The following is a 21271-nucleotide window of genomic DNA, read 5'->3' on the forward strand; positions in this document are numbered from 1 at the left end:
ACACTGTAACTGTGGCGAGCGGGCTTGTGTGGCGAGCGGGCTCGCCCCGCGTTGGGGTGCGAAGCGCCCCTGATGAAGACGAATGCGGTACATCTGGCACTCCTCTGCGCTTGGTTCTGGGGCTGCTGCGCAGCCCAACGCGGGCGGTGCGACGATTCGACGAGCCCGCTCGCCACAAAAAGGCGCTCGACTGAAATGGCCATGCAAGACTCAAGACTTCAGCGTGAAATTTCAGCCCTTTAAACGTAGCGCTATCGCGCGACAAAACGGGCCCCTGTGGCGAGCGGGCTCGCCCCGCGTTGGGGTGCGAAGCGCCCCCTGATGAAGACGAATGCGGTACATCTGGCACTCCTCTGCGCTTGGTTCTGGGGCTGCTGCGCAGCCCAACGCGGGCGGTGCGACGATTCGACGAGCCCGCTCGCCACAAAAAGGCGCTCGATTGAAATGGCCATGCAAGATTCAAGACTTCAGCGTGAAATTTCAGCCCTTTAAACGTAGCGCTATCGCGCGGCAAACGGGCCCCCTGTGGCGAGCCCGCTCGCCACAGGTTACTGTTTGCTCGTTCTGTCTCTTAGCTGACTGGCATTAGGCCACGTCCTCCTGCAACTTCTGAGCTTAGACCAGGTGCACTGCGGCGGTTTTTAAGGCCGCCAAAGAATATCAGGGCTTTTGTGCTGCAAATCGCCCCAAAACAGCACGTGGCTGCTATTGTGCCGCGCTTTGAAAAACTGCCGTAAACCTGCGAGGAAATGGACGTTGAACACTGACGAAAAAATGACTGGGGACCTGTTCGAGGTGGATAAGCGCCTGTCACTCAAGCCCGTGGTGGACTTCAACGCCTACCTGCGCAGTGCCTTTGGCGACGGCCCTTGCACCTGCATCCGCTGCACGGCCAGCGGGGCTGATGAAAGCGGTTATGCGTTCCAGCACACGTTCAACTTCGACGGCAAACCCACCCATCGCCGCTTCGCCACCACGGCGGGCAGTGATGTGCTGATGGTGTTGAAGAAGGCGTGGCTGGCGTACACCAAGGCCGAGTTGCCGCAAAGTGGCGTGCTGGCGCTGGATACGGTGAAAGAATTTGTCGAACCGCCACTTCATAAACGGTTGGTGCCGCTGTTTCTGGCCAGCGGGCTGGCCAAGGACGTGGAAGGGCAATTGCGCATCCAACCGCAGGCCACGGCCTGACCCAATCCACCAAGCCACAGCTGGACAGGTGTTCGGAGCGCAAACCGGAATGCCGAACGTGTGCCTCGCCAGTCAGCGCAAACGGGTCACGGTGAGCGCGACCACGGCGATCCGCTCTACGCCTTCATAACCCGGCTTATCGAGTTCTTCGCCGAAGACGTCGGGGTCCAGTTCACGGTAGGTCCAGCCGAAGGCATCGTTCTCCAGCAAAGGCTTGACCGCCTCCAGGAAAGGATCGCTGCCTGCAACCATCGCCACACCGGTATAGAGCACCAGACTGCCGCCGAGGGCCAGGCGCCCGCGGGCATCGCTGACGATACGCACTGACAGTTGCTCACCCAGCGCACCGCCGCCATGGCGGTAGGCGCGTTGACGGTCATCGTTCATGTAGGGCGGGTTGGCGACGATCAAGTCGAACGCCCCATCGAGGCTCGCCAGCAGGTCGCTCTGGTACACACTGACGTTACCCAACCCGGCCAGCTCGGCGTTCACCGCGGTCATGCGCAGCGCGCGCGGGTTGATGTCCACCGCCAGCACCTGGGCATCATGCCGCGCCCGAGCGATGACCAGCGCGCCCACACCCGCGCCGCAGCCGATGTCCACGGCGCGTTTGAGCGGTTCGAAACGCTGTTGCAGGTGGGCTTCGATCACCTGGGCGAAACGGTAACTGTCAGGCCCGAAAAATACCGCGTCCGCCTGGGTGGTGGGATACGGTGAATGGGCAAACAGCATCTCCCCCAGGCTCGACCAACGCACCGTACTGCGCCACAGCGCATCATGTTTTTCGATCACATCCGCTTGCTGCAACTCCTCGCGCAGCGCAGCGGGAATCAGGTCGCCGTCAAACGGCATCGACCAACCGAATACATCACGCATGTTCATCGCCAGCGGCGTCGCCAGGCGCCGGTAGACACGTTCGTGGGTCAAGGGCGTGGGCGTGATAAAGCGGTAGCCGCTCTCTTTCAACCCTCGGCCCAGGTTCAGCAAGGCGCGGTCGGCGAGTTGTTGTGCAGACATGGGCGAATTCCTTAGCGCAGACGCGCGCGCAGTTGGATAAAACGGCGGGTGGCATACAGCCCGGCGGGGGTGCAATGGCGTCGCGCTGACAGCCAGGGGATCAGCGCGTTGAGCTGTTGCTCGTCGGGCAGGTTGCACAGCGACTCGACCAGCGCCTGGGTGTCCGGGTCCACCGGGGGCTGCGGCGAGGGGGAAATCGGGCTGCCGCGCCCAGGCCTGGCGGGCGGCACACGCTGCTCGCTGACCCAGTCACCGGCAATCCAGTCGTGCAGCAGTTGTTTTTCATAGCCGCTGAACACGCCAAACATCGCCGCGCCAGCCCCCTCGATCAATTGCCAGAAGCGGCTGTCGGCCGGGTCCTGGTGGCGCTTGATCCAGCCCTTGTCCTGCAAGGCCTGGAGGAAGTCGGCGATCTGCCCCGGCCTGGCCAGCCACTGGTTGACAGTCTTGCCCTCGAAACGGCAATAGTCCGAATGCATGTGCTGGCCGAAGGTACGCTTGCGTTCAAGCATCGCCACCACTTCGTCCTGCAGGTTGAAGCTGTCGATCACGGCCGTGGTGCCCGGGCCGAGATCGTTGAGCCGATAGCCTTCGGCCACGCGTCGGTAGAAGTCCACCCTGCCCTCGCCCAGCGGCAGCAGGTTCAACACCGCCTGCGCCGCTTTGCAGGCGTGGCCGGTGCTGGCGTTGTCGATGGTCACGTGCAAGGTGAAGTAATAGGGGTCGATGCCCAGCTCGCTGAGCTCATAAGCGCTGATCAACAGGTGCAATGGCAACTGCTCGTAACCGAGGTTGAAGCCGATGACTTCCGGCACAAACGCCTCGCCGCACAAGCCCAGGGCCAGTTGCAGCGCACCTTGCAGGTAGTGTTCATCGGCAAGGCCGGCATCACTGTCGGCGTCGTGCTCACTGAGCAGCTTGCGGTAGATCACCACATGATTCTGCGCGGCTTCACCGTCGCCCAGCTCTTCGAGGTAGGTGGTGAGCAGGCCGTCGAATCGCGGGTCCCGCCAGCCCTGCAGCAGACCGTTGAGCCAGGCGCCGTCAACCTGTTTGGTCGGCGCCACACGCTGCAGAAAGTACAACGCATGGGCCTTGTTCTGGAAGTAGCGGCGTGGCCGGCCTTGCCGGCGTTGCTCAAGGTACTCGGCGTAAGCCTGGGCTACGCCGGCGCAACGCTGTTCGACCCAGGCATACAAATGCTCTGGCTCGTCGGGCAGTTCGCTGGCGGCGTCTCGGACCTGCGCCAACCGCGCCTGCAGGAACTCGCGCGCAAGCATTGCCGCGTCTGGCGCTTCGCCGTACAGCTGTTGATAGACCCGCTGATACTCACCGCAGCCCGAGTGATGCACAGAGGCCGGCTGGCCCGACAGCGCCGTCAGTAGCGTCATAATGGCAGTTCCCGCAATGTCCTATACAACCTGGCCTCCTTGGATGAAGGCCCCGTAAGAGCGCTCGCTGTGCGGCGCTTCTATAGGGAAGAACATGGGGGGGTGGGGAAAATTCAATTGGGGTTGTGAAGAGGGGGATGGATGGTCATGGGGCTCGAAGGTGATGCGGTATAGCGAACGGTGCAAAAAACAGAACGGCACGCTGGCGTGCCGTTTTGCCCTTACCTGCTCAGCGCTTACTTACGCGCAGCCTCCCACTGCTTGAGCAAGTCGTTGTAGCCCACGGTTTCGCCTTTGGGCTTCTCGTTCGCCAGTTTCGGCTTAGGTGCACCAGGCTGGTCGAACCAGTATTGCGCGTCGCGCTCGGGGTTCATTTTCGGACCGCACACCGGCTGCACCTTGGAGCGTTCCAGACGCGTCATGATCGCGTCCTGTTCCTTGGCCAGGTTATCCAGCGCCTGCTGCGGGGTTTTCTCGCCACTGGCAGCCGAGGCAATGTTGCTCCACCACAGTTGCGCCAGGCGTGGGTAGTCCGGCACGTTGGTGCCGGTCGGGGTCCATTCCACGCGGGCCGGGCTGCGGTAGAACTCCACCAGGCCGCCGAGTTTTGGCGCCAGGTCGGTCATGGCCTGGGAGTTGATGTCGGACTCACGAATCGGCGTCAGGCCGACGATGGTTTTCTTCAGCGACACGGTTTTCGAGGTTACGAACTGCGCGTAGAGCCAGGCCGCGAGTTTCTGTTTCTCCGGCGTCGACTTGAGGAAGGTCCAGGAACCCACGTCCTGATAGCCCTTCTTCATGCCCTTTTCCCAATACGGCCCTACGGGCGATGGCGCCATGCGCCACTTCGGCGTGCCGTCGGCGTTGACCACCGGCAGGCCCGGCTTGGTCATGTCGGCGGTAAAGGCGGTGTACCAGAAGATCTGTTGGGCGATGTTGCCCTGGGACGGCACCGGGCCGGATTCGGAGAAGGTCATGCCTGCCGCTTCCGGTGGCGCGTAGGCCTTCATCCAGTCCACGTATTTCTGCGTGGCGAACACCGCGGCCGGGCCGTTGGTGTCGCCGCCACGGGTGACGCTGGAGCCCACCGGGTGGCAGTCCTCCACGCGAATGCCCCACTCGTCCACCGGCAAGCCGTTGGGCAGGCCTTTGTCGCCGCCGCCGGCCATGGAGAACCAGGCGTCGGTGAAACGCCAGCCCAGGGACGGGTCTTTCTTGCCGTAGTCCATGTGCCCATAAACGCGCTTGCCATCGATCTCCTTGACGTCTTCGCTGAAGAACTTGGCGATGTCTTCATAAGCCGACCAGTTCACCGGCACGCCGAGGTCGTAACCGTACTTTTCCTTGAACTTGGCTTTGAGCTCCGGGCGCTCGAACCAGTCGGCGCGGAACCAGTAGAGGTTGGCGAATTGCTGGTCGGGCAGCTGGTAGATCTTGCCGTCCGGGGCGGTGGTGAACGACAGGCCGATAAAGTCCTTGAGGTCCAGGGTCGGCGAGGTGAAGGCCTTGCCTTCGTTGGCCATCAGGTCGGTGATGGATTCGGTCTTGCCGTAGCGAAAGTGCGTACCGATCAGGTCCGAGTCGTTGACCCAGCCGTCATAGATATTCTTGTCGGACTGCATCTGGGTTTGCAGCTTCTCCACCACGTCGCCTTCCTGCAGCAGGTCGTGGGTGAGCTTGATCCCGGTGATTTCACTGAAGGCCTTGGCCAATACCTTAGATTCGTACTCGTGGGTGGTGAGGGTTTCCGACACCACGTTGATCTTCATCCCACGGAACGGTTCCGCCGCCTTGATAAACCACTTCAACTCCTCGAGCTGCTGGGCTTCGGTGAGGGTGGACGGTTTGAACTCGCTGCCGATCCATTTTTTCGCGGCATCTTCATACGCATCAGCCCAGGCCGAAGCGCTCAAACCGCTGAGGGCCAGTACGGCGGCCAATGAAATGCTATGTCGCAGCTTATTGTTGTTATTCAACATAGAGACCTCCTGGTTAATTTCAAAAAGGACTACAAACGCCACAGTCCCCTGCAGGAGCGAGCTTGCTCGCGAAAAACCCGAGGACACCGCGTACATCCAGAATGCCCGCGTTATCGTTGGCGATTTTCGCGAGCAAGAACTAGGCGTCCCCCTCGCTCCTACGAGGTGTCGGGGCGCTAGCCCCAACGCATCACACTCAACAGCCATACCAGGGAGAGCGCGGACGCCACCCAGATGCTCCAGTCGGTAACGCCGATGACCAGCAAATGCAGGTAGGCGCTGCCGAGAAGACCGATAAACAAACGATCACCACGGGTAGTGCTGATCGGCAAAACACCCCGCCGGGGGATGCTCGGCGAACGCAGTTCCCAAGTGGTCATGCCCGCCAGAATCAGGGCAATGCCGCCAAAGAACAGCGCGGTGGGGGTGGTCCAGGCCATCCATTCCATCATCGATTCCTCTAGACCCGGCCCAGGGCAAAGCCCTTGGCCACGTGGTTGCGAACAAACCAGATCACCAGCATGCCCGGCAGGATGGTCAACACCCCCGCCGCCGCCAGCACGCCCCAATCGATCCCCGACGCCGACACCGTGCGGGTCATCACCGCCGCGATCGGCTTGGCATTGACCGAGGTCAGGGTGCGCGCCAGCAACAGTTCAACCCAGGAAAACATGAAGCAGAAAAACGCGGTGACACCGATGCCGGAACCAATCAGCGGGATAAAAATCTTCACGAAAAACTTGGGAAACGAGTAGCCGTCGATGTAGGCGGTTTCGTCGATTTCCTTGGGCACGCCAGACATGAAGCCCTCCAGGATCCACACCGCCAACGGCACGTTGAACAGGCAATGGGCCAAGGCCACGGCGATGTGGGTATCAAACAGGCCGATGGACGAATACAACTGGAAGAACGGCAGTAAAAACACTGCCGGGGGCGCCATGCGGTTGGTCAGCAGCCAGAAGAACAGGTGCTTGTCACCGAGGAAGCGGTAGCGCGAAAACGCATAGGCCGCCGGCAGCGCCACGCTGAGGGAGATCACCGTGTTCAGGCTCACGTAGTACAGCGAGTTGAGGTAGCCGGTGTACCAGCTTGGGTCGGTAAAGATCACCTTGTAGTTGGCCAGGGTGAAATCCTGCGGAAACAGCGTCAGCCCACCGAGGATTTCAGTGTTGCTCTTGAAGGACATGTTCAGCAGCCAGTAGATCGGCACCAGCAGGAACAGAATGTAGATCAGCAGCGGGATCAGCTTGCGCTTGCTCATGTTGGCGGCCTCAGCGGTTGGCGTCGGAGTGGGTCATGGCGGTGTAGAACAGCCAGGACACCAACAGGATGATCAGGAAATACACCAGCGAAAACGCCGCCGCCGGGCCCAGGTCGAATTGGCCTACGGCCATCTGGGTCAGGGTCTGACTCAGGAAGGTGGTGGCGTTACCCGGCCCGCCGCCCGTCAGTACGAAGGGCTCGGTGTAGATCATGAAGCTGTCCATAAAGCGCAGCATCACCGCGATCAACAGCACGCTCTTCATCTTGGGCAACTGGATATGCCGGAACACCGCCCAGGCGGACGCACGATCAATCCGCGCGGCCTGGTAGTACACGTCTGGAATCGCCCGCAGGCCCGAATAGCAGAGCAGCGCCACCAGTGAGGTCCAGTGCCACACGTCCATCACCAGCACGGTGACCCAGGCATCCGCCGTGTTGGCCGCATAGTTGTAGCTGATACCCAGGGCATTCAGGCTGTAGCCCAGCAAACCGATGTCGGCGCGGCCGAAGATCTGCCAGATGGTGCCCACCACGTTCCACGGGATCAGCAGCGGAATCGCCAGCACGATCAGCACCAGCGACGACCAGCGGCCCTTGGTCGGCATGGTCAGGGCGATGGCGATGCCCAGCGGGATTTCGATCAGCAGCACGCAAGCCGAATAGATGAATTGGCGCAGCAGCGAATCGTGCAGGCGCGGGTCGAGCAGCACCTGCCTGTACCAGTCGGTGCCGACGAAGTAGCGGCTGGATTGGTCGAAGATGTCCTGCACCGAATAGTTGACCACGGTCATCATCGGGATCACCGCGCTGAACGCCACCAGCAGGAATACCGGCAACACCAGCCACCAGGCCTTGTTGTTCTGCACCTTATTCATCGCTGCACCTCCAGCAGGTAATCGTCGGCGTAGAGCATCAGCCATTGCGCGGGAAAGCTGATCGAAGCCTTGCCCTCGGGCACCGGTTTGTCTTCGGCCAAACGCACCTTCAAGGTGGCGCCGTCGAGGTTGAGGGTCATGATCTTGTAGGTGCCGAGGTCTTCAAGGTGTGTGACATCGGCTTGCAAGGCGTCAGGGTTGTACTCGTCCCACACATGGATAAATTCCGGGCGGATACCCACCTGCAGTTTCTTGTAGTCGGTGCCGGCTATGCGCTGCTGCAATGCCTCGGACAGCGGCAGATGGGTCGCGGCAAAACCCACGCCACCGGCCTCGGCCTGCACCTCGATCAGATTCATCCCGGGGCTGCCAATGAAATAGCCGACAAACGTGTGGCTGGGGCGCTCGAACAATTCCCTGGGTGTACCGAACTGCACGATCTGCCCGCCGTACATCACCGCGATCTTGTCCGCGAAAGTGGAGGCTTCCAACTGGTCGTGGGTGACGTAGACCATGGTGATATTGAACTGCTCATGGATCTGCTTGAGCTTGCGCCGCAGTTTCCACTTGAGGTGCGGGTCGATCACCGTCAGCGGCTCGTCAAACAGGATCGCCGACACGTCGTCGCGCACCAGTCCACGGCCCATGGAAACTTTCTGCTTTTCATCGGCGGTGAGGTTGCGGGCTTTTTTGCTCAGCAGGTTTTGCAGGTCGAGGACTTCGGCGATTTCCTGCACCTTGCTGTGAATTTTCGCCTCGGCCATGCCCTGGTTGCGCAGGGGGAAGGCCAGGTTGTCGAACACGGTCATGGTGTCGTACACCACCGGGAACTGGAACACCTGGGCGATGTTGCGTTTCTCCGGGGTGAGGTCGTTGACCACTTTCGTGTCAAACAGCACCTGGCCCTCGGACGGGCTGAGCAGGCCGGAAATGATATTGAGCAGGGTCGACTTGCCGCAGCCCGACGGGCCGAGCAAAGCGTAGGCTCCGCCCTGCTCCCACACGTGGTTCATGGCCCGGATGGCGTAGTCTTCAGGCCCTGCTGGCGTGGGACTGTAGCTGTGCGCCAGGTTCTGCAAATGGATCTCGGCCATCAGGCAACCCTCGCGACACGGCGTCCGGGGGCCTGGACCAAACGGCCCCGGTCATCGAACACAAACAGTTTATGGGTGGGGATGTACACGCGGATCGGCGCGTCGACGTCGTACTCATGCACCCCCGGCAGGTGCAGCACCAGCAGGAAATGTTCGCTGCGCACATGCAGGAAGGTTTCCGAGCCGCTGATCTCGGCGACTTCCACGGTGACCGCCAGTTCCAGGTCATCGTCGTTGCTCGGCACCAGGCTGATATGGCTGGGGCGCACGCCAAAGCGGAACTCGCCTTCGCCGATGGGGCGCAGGTCGACGTTCAACGGGAAGTGCACAAAATTGGCGAAGCTCACCTCGTTGCCACTGATGCGTCCGGGCATCAGGTTGATCGGCGGTTCGGAAAACAGCTCCGCCGCCAGCACCGTCTGCGGCTGGTGGTAAACCTCGGCGGCCTTGCCGCTCTGGATCACCCGGCCTTCGTGCAGGATGGTGGTGGTGCCGCCCAGCGCCAGGGCCTCGTTGGGCTCGGTGGTGGCATAGATGGCAATGGTATGGCGCGCCTGGAACAGCTCGCGCATTTCCTGACGCAGCTCTTCACGCAGTTTGTAGTCCAGGTTCACCAGTGGCTCATCGAACAGGATCAGTTCGGCATCTTTCACCAAGGCGCGAGCCATCGCCGTGCGTTGCTGCTGGCCACCGGACAGCTCCAGCGGGTGGCGCTGGAGGAACTTCTCGATGCGCAGCATCTTCGCGGTTTCCAGCACCTTGCTCTGGATCAGCTCGTTGGACACACCGGCCTGGCGCAACGGCGAGGCGATGTTTTCGAACACGGTCATGGTCGGGTAGTTGATGAACTGCTGATACACCATCGACACGTTGCGCAGGCGTACCGGCTTGTGGGTGATGTCGACGCCGTTCATCAGGATACGGCCGCTGTCGGGCTTGTCCAGCCCGGCCATCAGGCGCATCAGGCTGGTCTTGCCGGACAGGGTGCGGCCCAGCAAGACGTTGAAGGAACCGGCTTCGAAACGCAGGGTGGCGTCGTCGATCCAGGTTTGACCTTCGACAACGCGGGAGACATTTTCCAGGGTCAATGACATGACACGACCTTTTTATTATTGGAATGAATCTGGCCAGGCGTCAGAGCGATTTTCGTGCCAAAGCGGCAGATGCTTGATCTATAAGGAAATAGCTTGAGCGCCATGTTCGAGAGTGAACACAAATGAACAGATCAGACTGAACAACTGAACAATCAGGGGGTTGACAATGAACAGTCCTGGACAACACTAAGTAGGCCTCCGCGCCGGCGGGGGCCCATAAAAACAATAAAAACAGAAGGTCGCCCGATGGCCCAACCCCTGGCTCACGACACCATCATTCAGGAATCCTGGCGCCGTTGCCGCGCCTTTGGCCTGGACCACCAGAGCACGCCCAGCTTCGACCAACTGCCGGCCGAAGGCATCAGCCAACTGCTGGAAAGCCAGCACTCATTGGTGCAGACCACCCACCAGGAAGTGCTGCCCTACTACGAGAACATCCTCAGCAATTCCAACTGCCTGATCATGCTGGCCGACAACCAGGGCCAGGTGCTGACCTCGTGGGGCACCCAACGCTTTATCGAGCCCAAGCTGGCACGGGGTTTCAGCGCGGGGGCCAGCTGGAGGGAGCGTTCCAGCGGCACCAATGCCATCGGCACCGCGCTGGCCTGTGCCCAGGCCGTGCATATCGAACACGACGAACACTTCCTCAAGGCCAACCGCTTCATGACCGGCTCGGCGGCACCGATCTTTGATGCCCAGCGCGAAATCATCGCCGTGCTGGATGTGTCCAGCGACAGCTACCTGCCGCCCTCCCACACCTTGGGCATGGTCAAGATGATGAGCCAGACCGTGGAAAACCGGCTGATCCTCAACCTGTTTCGCGGCGAGCATTTCCAACTGACCTTCAACACCGGCCTGAGCAACCTCGACAGCCAGTGGGCGGGCCTGCTGATCTTTGATGAGAGCGGCCAGGTGCTGTCGGCCAACCGTCGCGCCGACAACCTGCTGGGCATCAGTTTGTCGCGGGTGATGATCGACAGCTTGTTCAAGGTGTCGCTGCTGGAATTGCTCAACCAGCCGGAGGGCTTGCCGTTTTCATTGCAGGCGGCAGGACGTAACCGATTCCAGTGTTTATTGAAGCGCCCCAAACAGAGGCCGGTACAGGCGCGTGTATTCAGTGAGCCGGTGCCCCCTGAGCCGACGGCGCTGGGCCTCAAGACCCTGCACTTTGGCGATGCTCGCGTGGAAAAGGCCGTGCGTCAGGCCGAGCGCCTGCTGGAAAAGGACATCCCGCTGCTGATCCACGGCGAAACCGGCGTGGGCAAAGAGGTGTTTGTCAAAGCGCTGCACCAGGCCAGTTCCCGTAGCCAGCAGGCGTTTATCGCGGTGAACTGTGCGGCGATTCCCGCCGAGCTGGTGGAATCGGAACTGTTCGGCTACGAAAAAGGCGCGTTCACCGGCGCCAACCAGAAAGGCAGCATCGGTTTGATCCGCAAGGCCGACAAGGGCACGTTGTTTCTTGATGAAATTGGCGACATGCCGCTGCCGACCCAGGCCCGCCTGCTACGGGTGTTGCAGGAACGCTGCGTGCAACCGGTGGGCAGCAGCGAATTGTTCCCGGTGGATTTGCGCATCATCTCGGCGACCAATCGCTCCCTGCGCGAGCAGGTGCAGGCCGGGCGCTTTCGTGAGGATTTGTACTATCGTATCGGCGGCCTGACCCTGGAATTGCCGCCGTTGCGCGAGCGCACCGACAAGCGAGCGCTGTTTCAGCAACTGTGGCAGCAACACCGCGAGCCCACCCAATGGGCCGGGTTAAGTGCTGAGGTGCTGGCGCTGTTCGAGCAGCACCCGTGGCCGGGAAATCTGCGCCAAGTGAGCAGCGTGTTACAGGTCGCCCTGGCGATGGCCGAGGAACAGCCGATCCGCCCGGAACACCTGCCGGATGATTTTTTTGTGGATTTGAACGTGACGCCGCCGCAGCCGGCCAGCGAGGAGGTGGCTGACAGTAGCGACCTGACACAGCGCTTGAAGGCGGCGGGCGGCAATATCTCGCACCTGGCGCGGGAGCTGGGGGTAAGCCGCAATACCCTGTACAAGCGACTGCGCCAAGGGAACGACTGACCTTCCCCGCCGCCCTGGCAGATATATCGGCCGAGTACTTGCACACGTCCTCGCTCGATACCCTTAAAAAACACCGAGGAAACCTACGTGATGCTTCAGCGGTCCACTGCACAACCTGCCGCTTAGCCTCTGAAAGGAACCACCCCTATGTCGTTTACACACGAAGGTAGTGCCCACGTACTCCTGGCCTCGGACCATCTGGGTACCGAGTCCAAGGAATGCTTGAATGAGAACGTAAAGATTCGTCTAACGGAAAGCGGCACGCCGACCATCGTGCAACTCCAGGCCCAAGGGCCGTTGCAATGGCCTGGCCACGCTACCCGCGTGACGGTGACGCTGCCGGACGGCAAGGAAATCAAAGGGCTGATTGTCGAGATCAAGCGTAATGAAGGCGCCGACTGGCTGACGTTCAGCCTGGATGACTGAACACCCACAGTCGTTGCCAGGTGCGGCGAGAAGCCTAGCCAGCAGGCAGCTCCAGCGTGCGCATCAGTTCGTCCGCCTCGGAGCCTGCTGGAAACCTGAAACCGTACAGCTCATCGGTCGCCAGTATTTCGCTCAGGGCACTGATCAACCGGGCCTCGGCCGGTGAGTCGCGCAGCAGCTTGTGCGCCGGCAACAACACCTCGGCACTGACGCCTTCGACAGTCGCGGCGTCGATCACCGCATGAAGGATAAAGCGCAGGCGTATTTCTCGATCCGTCGGCCACACCGTTTTTCGCTTACCCAAGGTCGGGCCTCATTTTTTCGGAAAAGTCCGAGGCTATTGCCGACGCCTGGGCGATTCAAGCATCGGGATGCAACATAGGCCGCTTCCTACAAGGGAAAAGGAAACACCGCACCGCTTAACTGGACTGGTGCACAAGGAGCGCGTGATGCCAACCACAATCACTGCACCGGAAGGAAATTCATCAGCAGCAGACTTTGTGCATAGTTGAGGCCGATCCGCCGGTAGCGCTCATCGAGCATCTGCGTCAGCAAGTCGAGGCGCGCGACAATCTTGCCGAACTCAACCGCAAAACTCAGGTTGCTGCCCTCCTCTGATATCTCGTTAGAGAACAGCAGCAACACGCCATTCGCATCCTGGCGCTGGCCGAGCAACCAGGTGGCTTTCTCGATATTGCGCGCGGCATTGCTGACGAACTGCGGGTTGATCGAGTCGGTCACGTAGAACTGGGTGCGCCCACCGTGCGCGGTCACCAGCATGCTGCCGATCGCATAGATGAAGGCCCCGACCCGGTCGCCCTTGAACTCCGGGCTCAAGGAATAACTCAGGGCCGCCAGGTCGCGACGCTCCCCAAGCGCCGGCAGCGACCGACGCTGCTCAATGGCCTGGCGAATTTCCCGCGCAGCGCTCACTGCATCCGGGTACCCCGACTGACGCCACTGGCTGGGGTTACGCAGATAGAGTTTGTTCATCAGCAAATACAGGCTTTGCAGGTTGTCGCGCATACCCAGGGTCGCCATGCGATCAACACTGGTTTGAAAGAACTCATCGGGCTTGCCATTACTGAATTGCTTGGCAATGTCCCGCCCCTGTTGCTGGGTGCAACCGCAGGTACACAGCATCAAAACTGCCGCCAGCAACAATGGCCGACGCAACGGTTGAATTCTGAAAAAAGGAACACTGCGATCCATCGGCACCCAATCTGGTTCTGCTGCCCACACGGCGAATCGCCAGGGCTTGGACAAGGATAGAGCGAAGAAATGAAAAAAGTGCAATGAAGGGTGGTCGCAGAGTTGTAACCAACGCCAGCCGGGCGGGTTGAAACCCTTCAATCGTGAACATTCGTTTCTCGACCTATACTCACGCAAGCAGTTGCGTGCGTTACTACCGAAGCGGAGTTTGCCCAAGCTCCGAAATCGACGTGGCGGACGCTCACCAGCAGCTGTAGACGAGGGTGACAGCAATGAAACATCCAATTCGGGCTCAACTGTTTGCTCAGGTGCTTTGCCTGCTTTCGGTGGCCCAGCTTTTTTGCTGAACACGGGGTGACGGCTTTGCAATTCAGCCGCGAATGCGGCAGTGGGAGGTATTGCTCGATTGAATGCCAAGCTTGAGCAACCAAAAGCCCCGTCATTGCAGCAATGCTTGTAGGAGCGAGCTTGCTCGCGAAGAACTCAGGGCCACCGCGCTTATCGAGAATGAACGCGTTGCCTGGGCGTTTTTCGCGAGCAAGAACTAGGCGTCCCCCTCGCTCCTACAGTGAATCACTTTCGCTTAACTGAACGGCATTGCCGTCATTGCAGGGCTTTTGCGTGAGTAATATGGAACCTTACGTTGAGCGGCCCTCGTTCTGGATTTGTTGTTTTTTAACGTCTTTACCGATCTTTCGCTCGTATTGGTAATGAACAAACCAGACAATCAGCAGTAGGCCAGTAAGACAAAAAACCAACAGCAACAGCTCTATTGCGGGACCTTCGTGTGAAAACATGTTTCGTTCCTCGTCCTGAAGTATCGCGCCTCAAATATGGGCGCTTCCGAAATTGTTCGTAATAATTCATACATTTCCAGGGTAGTCGCCAAACCACCGGGTGGCAACCCAAAAAGCCATGGAACCCTTGATCCAGGCGCGGCACTCGTCGAAAAACCTCTACATCCGGGCGGCGGCACCTCGCTAGAAACTGCCTGCACTGCTGCCGCCCTGCTTAGCCTCGAACGCTGTATTGGCACCGTTCTGCCAGCGCACCACCGTCGCGTCCTGGTCGCCTCGGACAATGCACTTCCATTCATAGTGCCCCTGCGGCAAATCGATCCGGCCTTGCCAAAGAGGGTACTGACTCACATCCGTCAAGCGTACGGCCCGAGCGGGTGACCAATCCCCCAGTTCAAGGCTTGATCCAACGGCATAAACGCTTTGCCCGGGCTGGGTTTTACCTTGATCACACTTCAACTGCACACTGACGCTTTTGGCTTGCGGCACAGCGCGCCAGATGCGGATGCCCCCACTGTTGCGGTCCAGCACTTGAGTGAAGGCGGCCGGAACCTTTGCCCCGTCAAGATCTGACGCAAGGGCAACCAGCAACGTTTGCTTATCGCCCGTGGTCTTTGCCACCAGGCCTGAATAGTTATTCAAAAACACGATAGGAGAGTCGGCCCGCACTCCCGCACCGCGGCGCAGCGCAATGAGTTCTCGGATCAAGGCGCCCCGCGGCCAGTCGTACATGTCCGGCCAATAAACCATCGGGGTACCCGGACTGCTGAGGATGTAGGCGTAAGCCTTATCACGCAGGTGCTCCGGCAGCGACCAATGATGCTGACCACCACCCGGGCCTGGGGAGTAACCGGTGTCATGGTTATCGACAAAGGTCACGGCAATGGATCGCCAGGCAGGATCCGGATTACCGTTCAGGCCATTACGCCAATCTGAAAGTGCCCCATTCTGCATACGTTCTTTGAGCGCGAAATCAAAGACGGTGCAGTGGGAGTGATCGGACCAGTCCTTGAGAGCGTCCTGCCAACTGGCTGTACGGCGCCAGTCATCGACAGGGTATTCGTTGGGGGCTCTCCATAGCTCCCCGACACAGAAACCGGTATTGCCAAAACTGCTCATCCAGTCATTGACAGCGTCAGCCCCGTAGCCTTTAACAAAATCAAAACGCAGCCCATCGGCACCGTAGTTATCGCGCAGGTTTGCAAACTCGTCTTTGAACAGGGCGAAGACCTTGGCGTTACCGCTATTCAGATCAGCATCGCCTTTAGAAAAGGGCTCGCCGGTATCACATTGCGCACAACCCTCACGCCACGCAGTGTCGTCACTGAGTACGCCTTGCAATGCCGGGCCTATATCCTTGCGATTCATATGATTGGGGACCACATCAAAAATCACTTTGACGTGAGCCGCCTGTAACGCGGCGATCACACCCTTCAATTGGCGCTCAGTGCCGTATCCGCTATTTTTGTCAAAATCGCTCCAGTAATACCCTTCCCCGCCACCACTGGTTTTGGCAGCGGGATCAGACCACCTGGATACATCGCGCCAGGGGGGCGGCAACCAGATCCCCGTGAAGCCGTCTTTACCGATCTGTGCGGCCTGGGCCGAAAGCGTCGCATACCAATCGCCAGTGGGCAGGCGGGTGGAGTTCCAGTGAAACCCCTGCAACAAAATTTCATCCCCGCCCTCGTAGCGAACACCTTGAGGCGTGTTGCCTTGAAGGTCCTCGCCATAGACCGCCGCCCCGGCCCCAAACCCGATGATCAGCGACGTCATCAACATCGCCACCCTTTTGAACAATTGTGCATTGCGGTTCATCGGGCAACTCCCCTCTGATAGAAGGAAGTTTCAGGGTCGGTCAGACACGCCAGAGCGTAACCTGTGAAAAATACCAGTCCCGACGATCGGTGCGGCTGGGCAGCCAGCACTTGCGCCCTCCTCACAGTTGTTTCTATTCATTCTGATACGAAATACCTTTATTCCTCGGGGCGCCGGCCATCGGGAAAAGAGCCTCGAACCAAAACTAAATAAATATTAATGAAGGGCTGAAGGCCTCGTAAAACGGCGTTGTTGTGGCTTTCCTCATTAACTTGCGAGCCAACTTTTGTCACACAAACTATCAAGTTACCTGGCTTAGCGCCGACTCACGGGCATCTCGTAAAAATCAAAGGCACACACGTAATGAGCGCACAGTGGTTGGATAACTTGAAAGTCAGTAAGAAGCTCGGGCTGGGCTTCGCCGCCATTTTGCTGGGCGTGCTGACCGTCACCGCAATCGGTTACTCCAGCACCAACCTGCTGATCGAGCGCCTTGGCAAGAGTGGCAAGGTCTCCGAGATCAAGGCTGATGTCCTGAACGCCCGCATCGCCGCACAAGCCTATGCCACTGGGCCGAGTGCTTCCGGCGTGCAAGCCTACAGCGGTGCGCTGAATACGTTGAGCCACAGTGTCGATGACGGCATTGGTATGTTAGCCGCGCCGAGTAATCTGGCTAAGCTGCGTAACATCAAGGAGCAGGTTGGCGGCCTGAAGCAGACGTTTGATCAATTGGTCAGCATCAATCAGAAAGTCGATGATGCGTTGAAACCCTTGATCAAGGTCTCGGACGAGGTCAGTGCCACGTTCGAAAACCTGCTGGAAAAGACCATTGACGACACATTGCGTGCTCCGGATGAAGCCGGCATAAAACAGGTCAGGATCGCTGGCGACTTGCGTAACGGCATGACCAACTTCCGGCTGGTATTTCGCCGCTATGTGAGCGTGCCTTCTACCGATAACCGTCAGGCGACCTACAATTCGGCCGACGCACTGATTGCTCAGGTGTCAGCTGCTCGCAGCGCATTGCCAAGCCAGGCGAACGCCGCTGTAGATACCGCGCTGAATGCGCTTAAACAGTACAAGGTACTGATGTCGTCGATCTCGGAGATGCTTCAGCAGGCCGATCAGGTTCGCGGCAACCTGCAACAGCAATCCGTCGCAACAGCTGTCGTAGCCGATGATTTGGCGGCACAGCAGATTGTCAGTGCCCAAAAAGAGAAGAACACCGCCGTCGTTCAGTTGTTGAGTGTCGCGCTGGTGGTCTTGCTGATTGGTATCTTTGCTGCATTCCTGATCACCCGCCAAATAACCCTTCCGTTGAACGATACGGTCATTGCCGCGCGCCGGATTGCTGATGGTGACTTGACCCAGGACACCAGCACGCCTCGTCAGGACGAACTGGGCCTGTTACAGAACACCATGCAGCACATGACCGTTTCCCTGCGCGGCCTGATCGGCGGCATCGGCAACGGTGTCACACAGATCGCTACAGCGGCCGAGCAATTGTCTGCTGTCAGCGAGCAGACCAGTGCGGGCGTCACCCTGCAAAAAAACGAAGTCGACCAGGTCGCCACCGCCATGAACGAAATGGCCTCTACCGTACAGGAAGTAGCGCGTAACACCGAAGACGCTTCGCGGTCTGCCAAACAGGCCAGCGAACGTGCAGCACATGGCAGCAGTGTGGTGCAGCACGCCACGCGGGAAATTGGCCAGTTGGCCGGTGAAGTGAAGCAGTTGGGCGAAGCCATGCAGCGCCTGACCGAAGACAGCAGCAAGATCGGCAGCGTGATTGACGTGATCAAGGCCGTTGCCGAGCAGACCAACCTGCTCGCGCTCAACGCCGCCATCGAGGCCGCACGCGCCGGTGAGAAAGGTCGTGGTTTTGCCGTAGTGGCCGACGAGGTGCGCTCGCTGGCCCAGCGCACCCAGAACTCCACAACTGAAATCGAAGTGCTGATCCACGCCCTGCAACAGGGCACAGGCGCAGCGTCAGGCCTGATGGACGCCAGTCTGCAACGCACCGAAGGCACTGTAGTGCTGGCTCGTCAAGCTGAACAGGCGTTGGTTGAGATCAATCAGTCCATTGCCACGATTGAACAGATGAGCCAGCAGATTTCCACCGCTGCCGAGCAACAAAGCGCAGTGACCGATGAAATCAACCGCAGCGTGCTCAGCGTGCGTGACATTGCTGAGCAGTCTGCATCCGCAACAGAGCAGAGCGCCGCATCGACTGTTGAACTGGCACGCCTGGGCGGTGACTTGCAGAGCATGGTTGCGCGCTTCAAGATTTAAGTATCCGGGGTCAGGCGCCTCGTGATGCAGTCACCAGGCGATCTGCCGCTCTTGCGCCCGCGACTATCCGCTCTCCGACCGCTTAGCGCTATGTCCGGCGCAATCTGCAATGACACTGTCTGAGGGCTCAGATAGTTGAACAAATAACTGGTGTGGAAAAGCTTGGCTGATCTATAACTACCCTAAAAAAACTATAGGGGTGAGTATGTCGCCGTTCGATATACAGCGGATGTTGATAGACGAGTTTCCACTGTCGTTTTTGTTAGAGGTGGGTTTCCGAGCTACTTTTGCTTTCCTTGCTGTCTTTCTTTTTTTGAAATCAAGTGGCCGACGAGGAATCAGGCAACTCTCGCTGTTTGAGCTCGTTGTCATCCTGACGCTGGGTTCTGCTGCAGGAGACGTTTCTTTCTATCACGACGTCCCGCTTTTGCCAGTGGCCGTCGTTTTTCTAACGCTTTTGCTGCTGTACCGTCTCACGGTTCTGGCCATGACCAAAAGCAAGAAGTTCGAATCCTGGATTGATGGCCTGCCTGTCACCGTGATCAGCAACGGCCTTTATGAACTCAAGTCTCTGGAAAAGCTGAACATCTCATCCAGCGAATTATTAATGGAATTGCGGCAACGAGGCGTTGAGCATTTGGGACAAGTGCGGTTGGGGCTGATGGAGACCGACGGCGACATCAGCCTCTACTTTTACGACCAAAAAGAATTGCGCCCAGGGTTATCCGTTCTGCCCAAAGAGCATCGAGCGGAGTTCAAGATAGCGCCTGCTTCTGCACTGTATTGCTGCGTAAACTGCGGATTTGCCCAGCCTATTTTGGAAAATCAAGGGATAGATTGCCCGCGCTGCAACCAAGAGGTCTGGTCAGTTGCACTGAACACACCACGCTCTCGGTGAACAGACTCTCGATGCGTGCTGCCAGCGGCCTAACCAAAAAAAAGAGCCCCGGAGGGCCCTCTTCGCTTACAGATAGAATCACTTTTTCAGCCAGGACTCGACGGTGTCAGCGCCGTGTTCAGCTTTCCACTCTTTCAAACCTTTGTGATTGCCGCCCTTCGTCTCAATGATCTCACCAGTGTGCGGGTTCTTATAGACTTTCACTTCGCGGGCTTTGCGTGTACCCGCTTTAGGCGCGGCTACCGGCGCGCGTCGACCGGCTTGCGGATCAAGCAGGTTGATCACGTCTTTCAAGCTGTAACTGTATTTTGCGAGCAAATCGCGAAGCTTCGTTTCGAATTCAATTTCTTTTTTAAGGCCTGCATCGCCTTTTAGGGCTTCAAGTGCTTGGAGTTGTTCAGCAAGGTGTTTTTCGAGCTGGCGGAATTCTGCGAGTTTAGACATTGGAAACCTCTTCTAGATGTGTTGTTACGTTACACCAAAAAAGGACACGCGTATGAACTGATGGGACTGTAGGCGAACGCGCTCTTAATAAATTGAATCCCACGTTAAGGGCAAGGTCATTTATCAGGATCATAGAAGTGCAATAGTTTGGGATGCTGTTTACGGGACGGCAGGACCGGAGCTCAAGGAAGCGATGGATCAGGGCGACCCTATGCTTGCAGCAAAAATTGGACGGTTTCAGTTTCGCGACATCCAGCCCAAGGCCGCATCGGAAATCATCGATATTGGCGACGCAAGCCTACTGCTGGGACATAGCAAACAGGAGATCACCAAGCGGGTTTACAGACGGCTTGGCGCCACCGCAAAACCCTCCAAATAGGCAAAGTTTCGGGACGCCTATTTAAAACCGTCGTGCTCAACCCAAACCCCAGAAACACAAAAGCCCCACTTTCGCGGGGCTTTCGTTTGAATCTTGGCGGGAAACCAGGGATTCGAACCCTGGGAACGCTATTAACGTTCGCCGGTTTTCAAGACCGGTGCATTCAACCACTCTGCCAATTTCCCTTGTGCATCACAGGACTATAGCAGCCCATCCTGTCTCAGCGGGCGCCATAATACCCGAATGAAACACACTGTCAAACTCTCGCCATAGCTTGTTACAGAGCGTCTGTTATGATCTTTGCGACTGAACGTTTCAAAACCGAAGGAGTGTCGCCATGCGCGAACAGAATTACGCAGTGAATGGCAACGCGCAGGCTGAGCAGCTTGAAGTCAGCCGCGTGTTGCGCAACACCTATGGCTTGCTCGCCCTTACCCTCGCATTCAGCGGCGTGATGGCGTTCATGGCGCAGCAGATGCGCGTGGGCTACCCGAATATCTTTGTGGTGCTGATTGGTTTCTATGGCCTGTTCTTCCTCACCAACAAGCTGCGTGATTCAGCCTGGGGCCTGGTGTCGGCGTTTGCCTTGACCGGTTTCATGGGCTTTATCCTCGGCCCGATCCTCAACCGTTACCTCGGCATGGCCGGCGGTGCGGAAGTGGTCAGTTCGGCGTTTGCCATGACGGCCCTGGTGTTCGGGGGGCTGTCGGCCTACGTGCTGATCACCCGCAAGGACATGAGCTTCCTGGGTGGCTTCATCACCGCAGGTTTCTTCGTGTTGCTGGCGGCCGTGGTTGCGGGGATGTTCTTCCAGATCAGTGGCCTGCAACTGGCGATCAGTGCGGGGTTTGTGCTGTTCTCCTCGGTGTGCATCCTGTTCCAGACCAGCGCCATCATCCATGGCGGCGAGCGCAACTACATCATGGCGACCATCAGCCTGTATGTATCGATCTACAACCTGTTTATCAGCCTGTTGCAGATCTTCGGCATCATGAGCCGCGACGACTGATTGTCAGCCACATAAAAAATGCCCCGTATCG

At 58.7% G+C, this 21271-nt stretch carries 18 protein-coding genes, 1 tRNA gene and 2 pseudogenes; 8 read left to right on the top strand and 13 right to left on the bottom strand.

Going from position 1 to position 21271, the window contains the following annotated elements; translation table 11 throughout:
* The first annotated feature begins 756 nt into the window (after nucleotides 1-756).
* On the top strand, nucleotides 757-1188 hold the full coding sequence (locus AB4O05_RS20845) for a hypothetical protein (protein ID WP_460135573.1): 432 nt from the start codon (nucleotides 757-759) through the stop codon (nucleotides 1186-1188).
* A 72-nt stretch (nucleotides 1189-1260) separates the two neighbouring features.
* Here AB4O05_RS20845 and AB4O05_RS20850 read toward each other — a convergent pair whose 3' ends face one another.
* The 8 genes from AB4O05_RS20850 to AB4O05_RS20885 all read right to left on the bottom strand — a co-directional run bounded on the left by AB4O05_RS20850 (nucleotide 1261) and on the right by AB4O05_RS20885 (nucleotide 9901).
* Nucleotides 1261-2205, bottom strand: a complete 945-nt coding sequence (locus tag AB4O05_RS20850; RefSeq protein WP_460135571.1) for a methyltransferase — start codon at nucleotides 2203-2205, stop codon at nucleotides 1261-1263.
* 11 nt (nucleotides 2206-2216) lie between these two features.
* On the bottom strand, nucleotides 2217-3596 hold the full coding sequence (locus AB4O05_RS20855) for an iron-containing redox enzyme family protein (RefSeq protein ID WP_460135569.1): 1380 nt from the start codon (nucleotides 3594-3596) through the stop codon (nucleotides 2217-2219).
* Nucleotides 3597-3832: 236 nt separating this feature from the next.
* The gene (locus AB4O05_RS20860) at nucleotides 3833-5575 is read right to left on the bottom strand and encodes an ABC transporter substrate-binding protein (protein ID WP_460135568.1); all 1743 of its coding nucleotides are present in this window, start codon (nucleotides 5573-5575) and stop codon (nucleotides 3833-3835) included.
* 176 nt (nucleotides 5576-5751) lie between these two features.
* Nucleotides 5752-6024, bottom strand: a complete 273-nt coding sequence (locus AB4O05_RS20865) for a DUF2160 domain-containing protein (RefSeq protein WP_027607297.1) — start codon at nucleotides 6022-6024, stop codon at nucleotides 5752-5754.
* Between the two features lie 11 nt (nucleotides 6025-6035).
* Entirely contained in the window at nucleotides 6036-6836 is an 801-nt protein-coding gene (locus AB4O05_RS20870) for a carbohydrate ABC transporter permease (protein ID WP_003232361.1), read from the bottom strand.
* A 10-nt stretch (nucleotides 6837-6846) separates the two neighbouring features.
* Nucleotides 6847-7713 (bottom strand): carbohydrate ABC transporter permease, encoded by an 867-nt coding sequence (locus AB4O05_RS20875; RefSeq protein WP_460135566.1) that lies wholly within the window; start codon nucleotides 7711-7713, stop codon nucleotides 6847-6849.
* Nucleotides 7710-8807, bottom strand: coding sequence for an ABC transporter ATP-binding protein (locus tag AB4O05_RS20880; RefSeq protein ID WP_460135564.1), 1098 nt, complete (start codon nucleotides 8805-8807; stop codon nucleotides 7710-7712). Before AB4O05_RS20880 ends, AB4O05_RS20875 begins: the two co-directional genes overlap by 4 nt.
* Nucleotides 8807-9901, bottom strand: coding sequence for an ABC transporter ATP-binding protein (locus AB4O05_RS20885; protein WP_460135563.1), 1095 nt, complete (start codon nucleotides 9899-9901; stop codon nucleotides 8807-8809). The genes AB4O05_RS20880 and AB4O05_RS20885 overlap by 1 nt, the downstream gene beginning before the upstream one ends.
* A 246-nt stretch (nucleotides 9902-10147) precedes the next feature.
* On the opposite strand from AB4O05_RS20885, the gene AB4O05_RS20890 reads away from it, so the two are divergent.
* Together AB4O05_RS20890 and AB4O05_RS20895 are read left to right on the top strand one after the other, a co-directional pair.
* Nucleotides 10148-11965 (top strand): sigma-54-dependent Fis family transcriptional regulator, encoded by a 1818-nt coding sequence (locus tag AB4O05_RS20890; protein ID WP_460135561.1) that lies wholly within the window; start codon nucleotides 10148-10150, stop codon nucleotides 11963-11965.
* 147 nt (nucleotides 11966-12112) lie between these two features.
* The gene (locus tag AB4O05_RS20895) at nucleotides 12113-12391 is read left to right on the top strand and encodes a hypothetical protein (protein WP_460135560.1); all 279 of its coding nucleotides are present in this window, start codon (nucleotides 12113-12115) and stop codon (nucleotides 12389-12391) included.
* A gap of 34 nt (nucleotides 12392-12425) precedes the next feature.
* Here AB4O05_RS20895 and AB4O05_RS20900 read toward each other — a convergent pair whose 3' ends face one another.
* The 3 genes from AB4O05_RS20900 to AB4O05_RS20910 form a co-directional block, all read right to left on the bottom strand.
* On the bottom strand, nucleotides 12426-12695 hold the full coding sequence (locus AB4O05_RS20900) for a hypothetical protein (RefSeq protein WP_460135559.1): 270 nt from the start codon (nucleotides 12693-12695) through the stop codon (nucleotides 12426-12428).
* Between the two features lie 158 nt (nucleotides 12696-12853).
* Nucleotides 12854-13603, bottom strand: a complete 750-nt coding sequence (locus tag AB4O05_RS20905) for a hypothetical protein (RefSeq protein ID WP_460164794.1) — start codon at nucleotides 13601-13603, stop codon at nucleotides 12854-12856.
* Nucleotides 13604-14583: 980 nt separating this feature from the next.
* Entirely contained in the window at nucleotides 14584-16218 is a 1635-nt protein-coding gene (locus AB4O05_RS20910) for a glucan 1,4-alpha-maltotetraohydrolase domain-containing protein (protein ID WP_460135558.1), read from the bottom strand.
* A 363-nt stretch (nucleotides 16219-16581) separates the two neighbouring features.
* Here AB4O05_RS20910 and AB4O05_RS20915 point away from each other — a divergent pair.
* The 3 genes and pseudogenes from AB4O05_RS20915 to AB4O05_RS20925 form a co-directional block, all read left to right on the top strand.
* A pseudogene (locus tag AB4O05_RS20915) lies at nucleotides 16582-17604 on the top strand (methyl-accepting chemotaxis protein); the annotation flags it as partial.
* A 201-nt stretch (nucleotides 17605-17805) separates the two neighbouring features.
* Nucleotides 17806-18510 (top strand): methyl-accepting chemotaxis protein, encoded by a 705-nt coding sequence (locus tag AB4O05_RS20920; protein WP_460164923.1) that lies wholly within the window; start codon nucleotides 17806-17808, stop codon nucleotides 18508-18510.
* A gap of 205 nt (nucleotides 18511-18715) precedes the next feature.
* Complete coding sequence (locus AB4O05_RS20925; RefSeq protein ID WP_460164795.1) at nucleotides 18716-19408, top strand: DUF421 domain-containing protein; 693 nt, start codon at nucleotides 18716-18718, stop codon at nucleotides 19406-19408.
* A 78-nt stretch (nucleotides 19409-19486) separates the two neighbouring features.
* Here AB4O05_RS20925 and AB4O05_RS20930 read toward each other — a convergent pair whose 3' ends face one another.
* Nucleotides 19487-19852: a histone-like nucleoid-structuring protein, MvaT/MvaU family gene (locus tag AB4O05_RS20930; protein WP_460135557.1), complete on the bottom strand. Its 366-nt coding sequence runs from the start codon at nucleotides 19850-19852 to the stop codon at nucleotides 19487-19489.
* A gap of 187 nt (nucleotides 19853-20039) precedes the next feature.
* On the opposite strand from AB4O05_RS20930, the pseudogene AB4O05_RS20935 reads away from it, so the two are divergent.
* Nucleotides 20040-20231, top strand: a pseudogene (locus tag AB4O05_RS20935) (integrase); the annotation flags it as partial.
* A 94-nt stretch (nucleotides 20232-20325) separates the two neighbouring features.
* Here AB4O05_RS20935 and AB4O05_RS20940 read toward each other — a convergent pair.
* A tRNA-Ser gene (locus tag AB4O05_RS20940) sits at nucleotides 20326-20416 on the bottom strand.
* A 152-nt stretch (nucleotides 20417-20568) separates the two neighbouring features.
* Here AB4O05_RS20940 and AB4O05_RS20945 point away from each other — a divergent pair.
* On the top strand, nucleotides 20569-21240 hold the full coding sequence (locus tag AB4O05_RS20945) for a Bax inhibitor-1/YccA family protein (protein ID WP_460135556.1): 672 nt from the start codon (nucleotides 20569-20571) through the stop codon (nucleotides 21238-21240).
* Nucleotides 21241-21271: the final 31 nt, after the last annotated feature.

Source organism: Pseudomonas sp. S1_G07 (genome assembly GCF_054668565.1).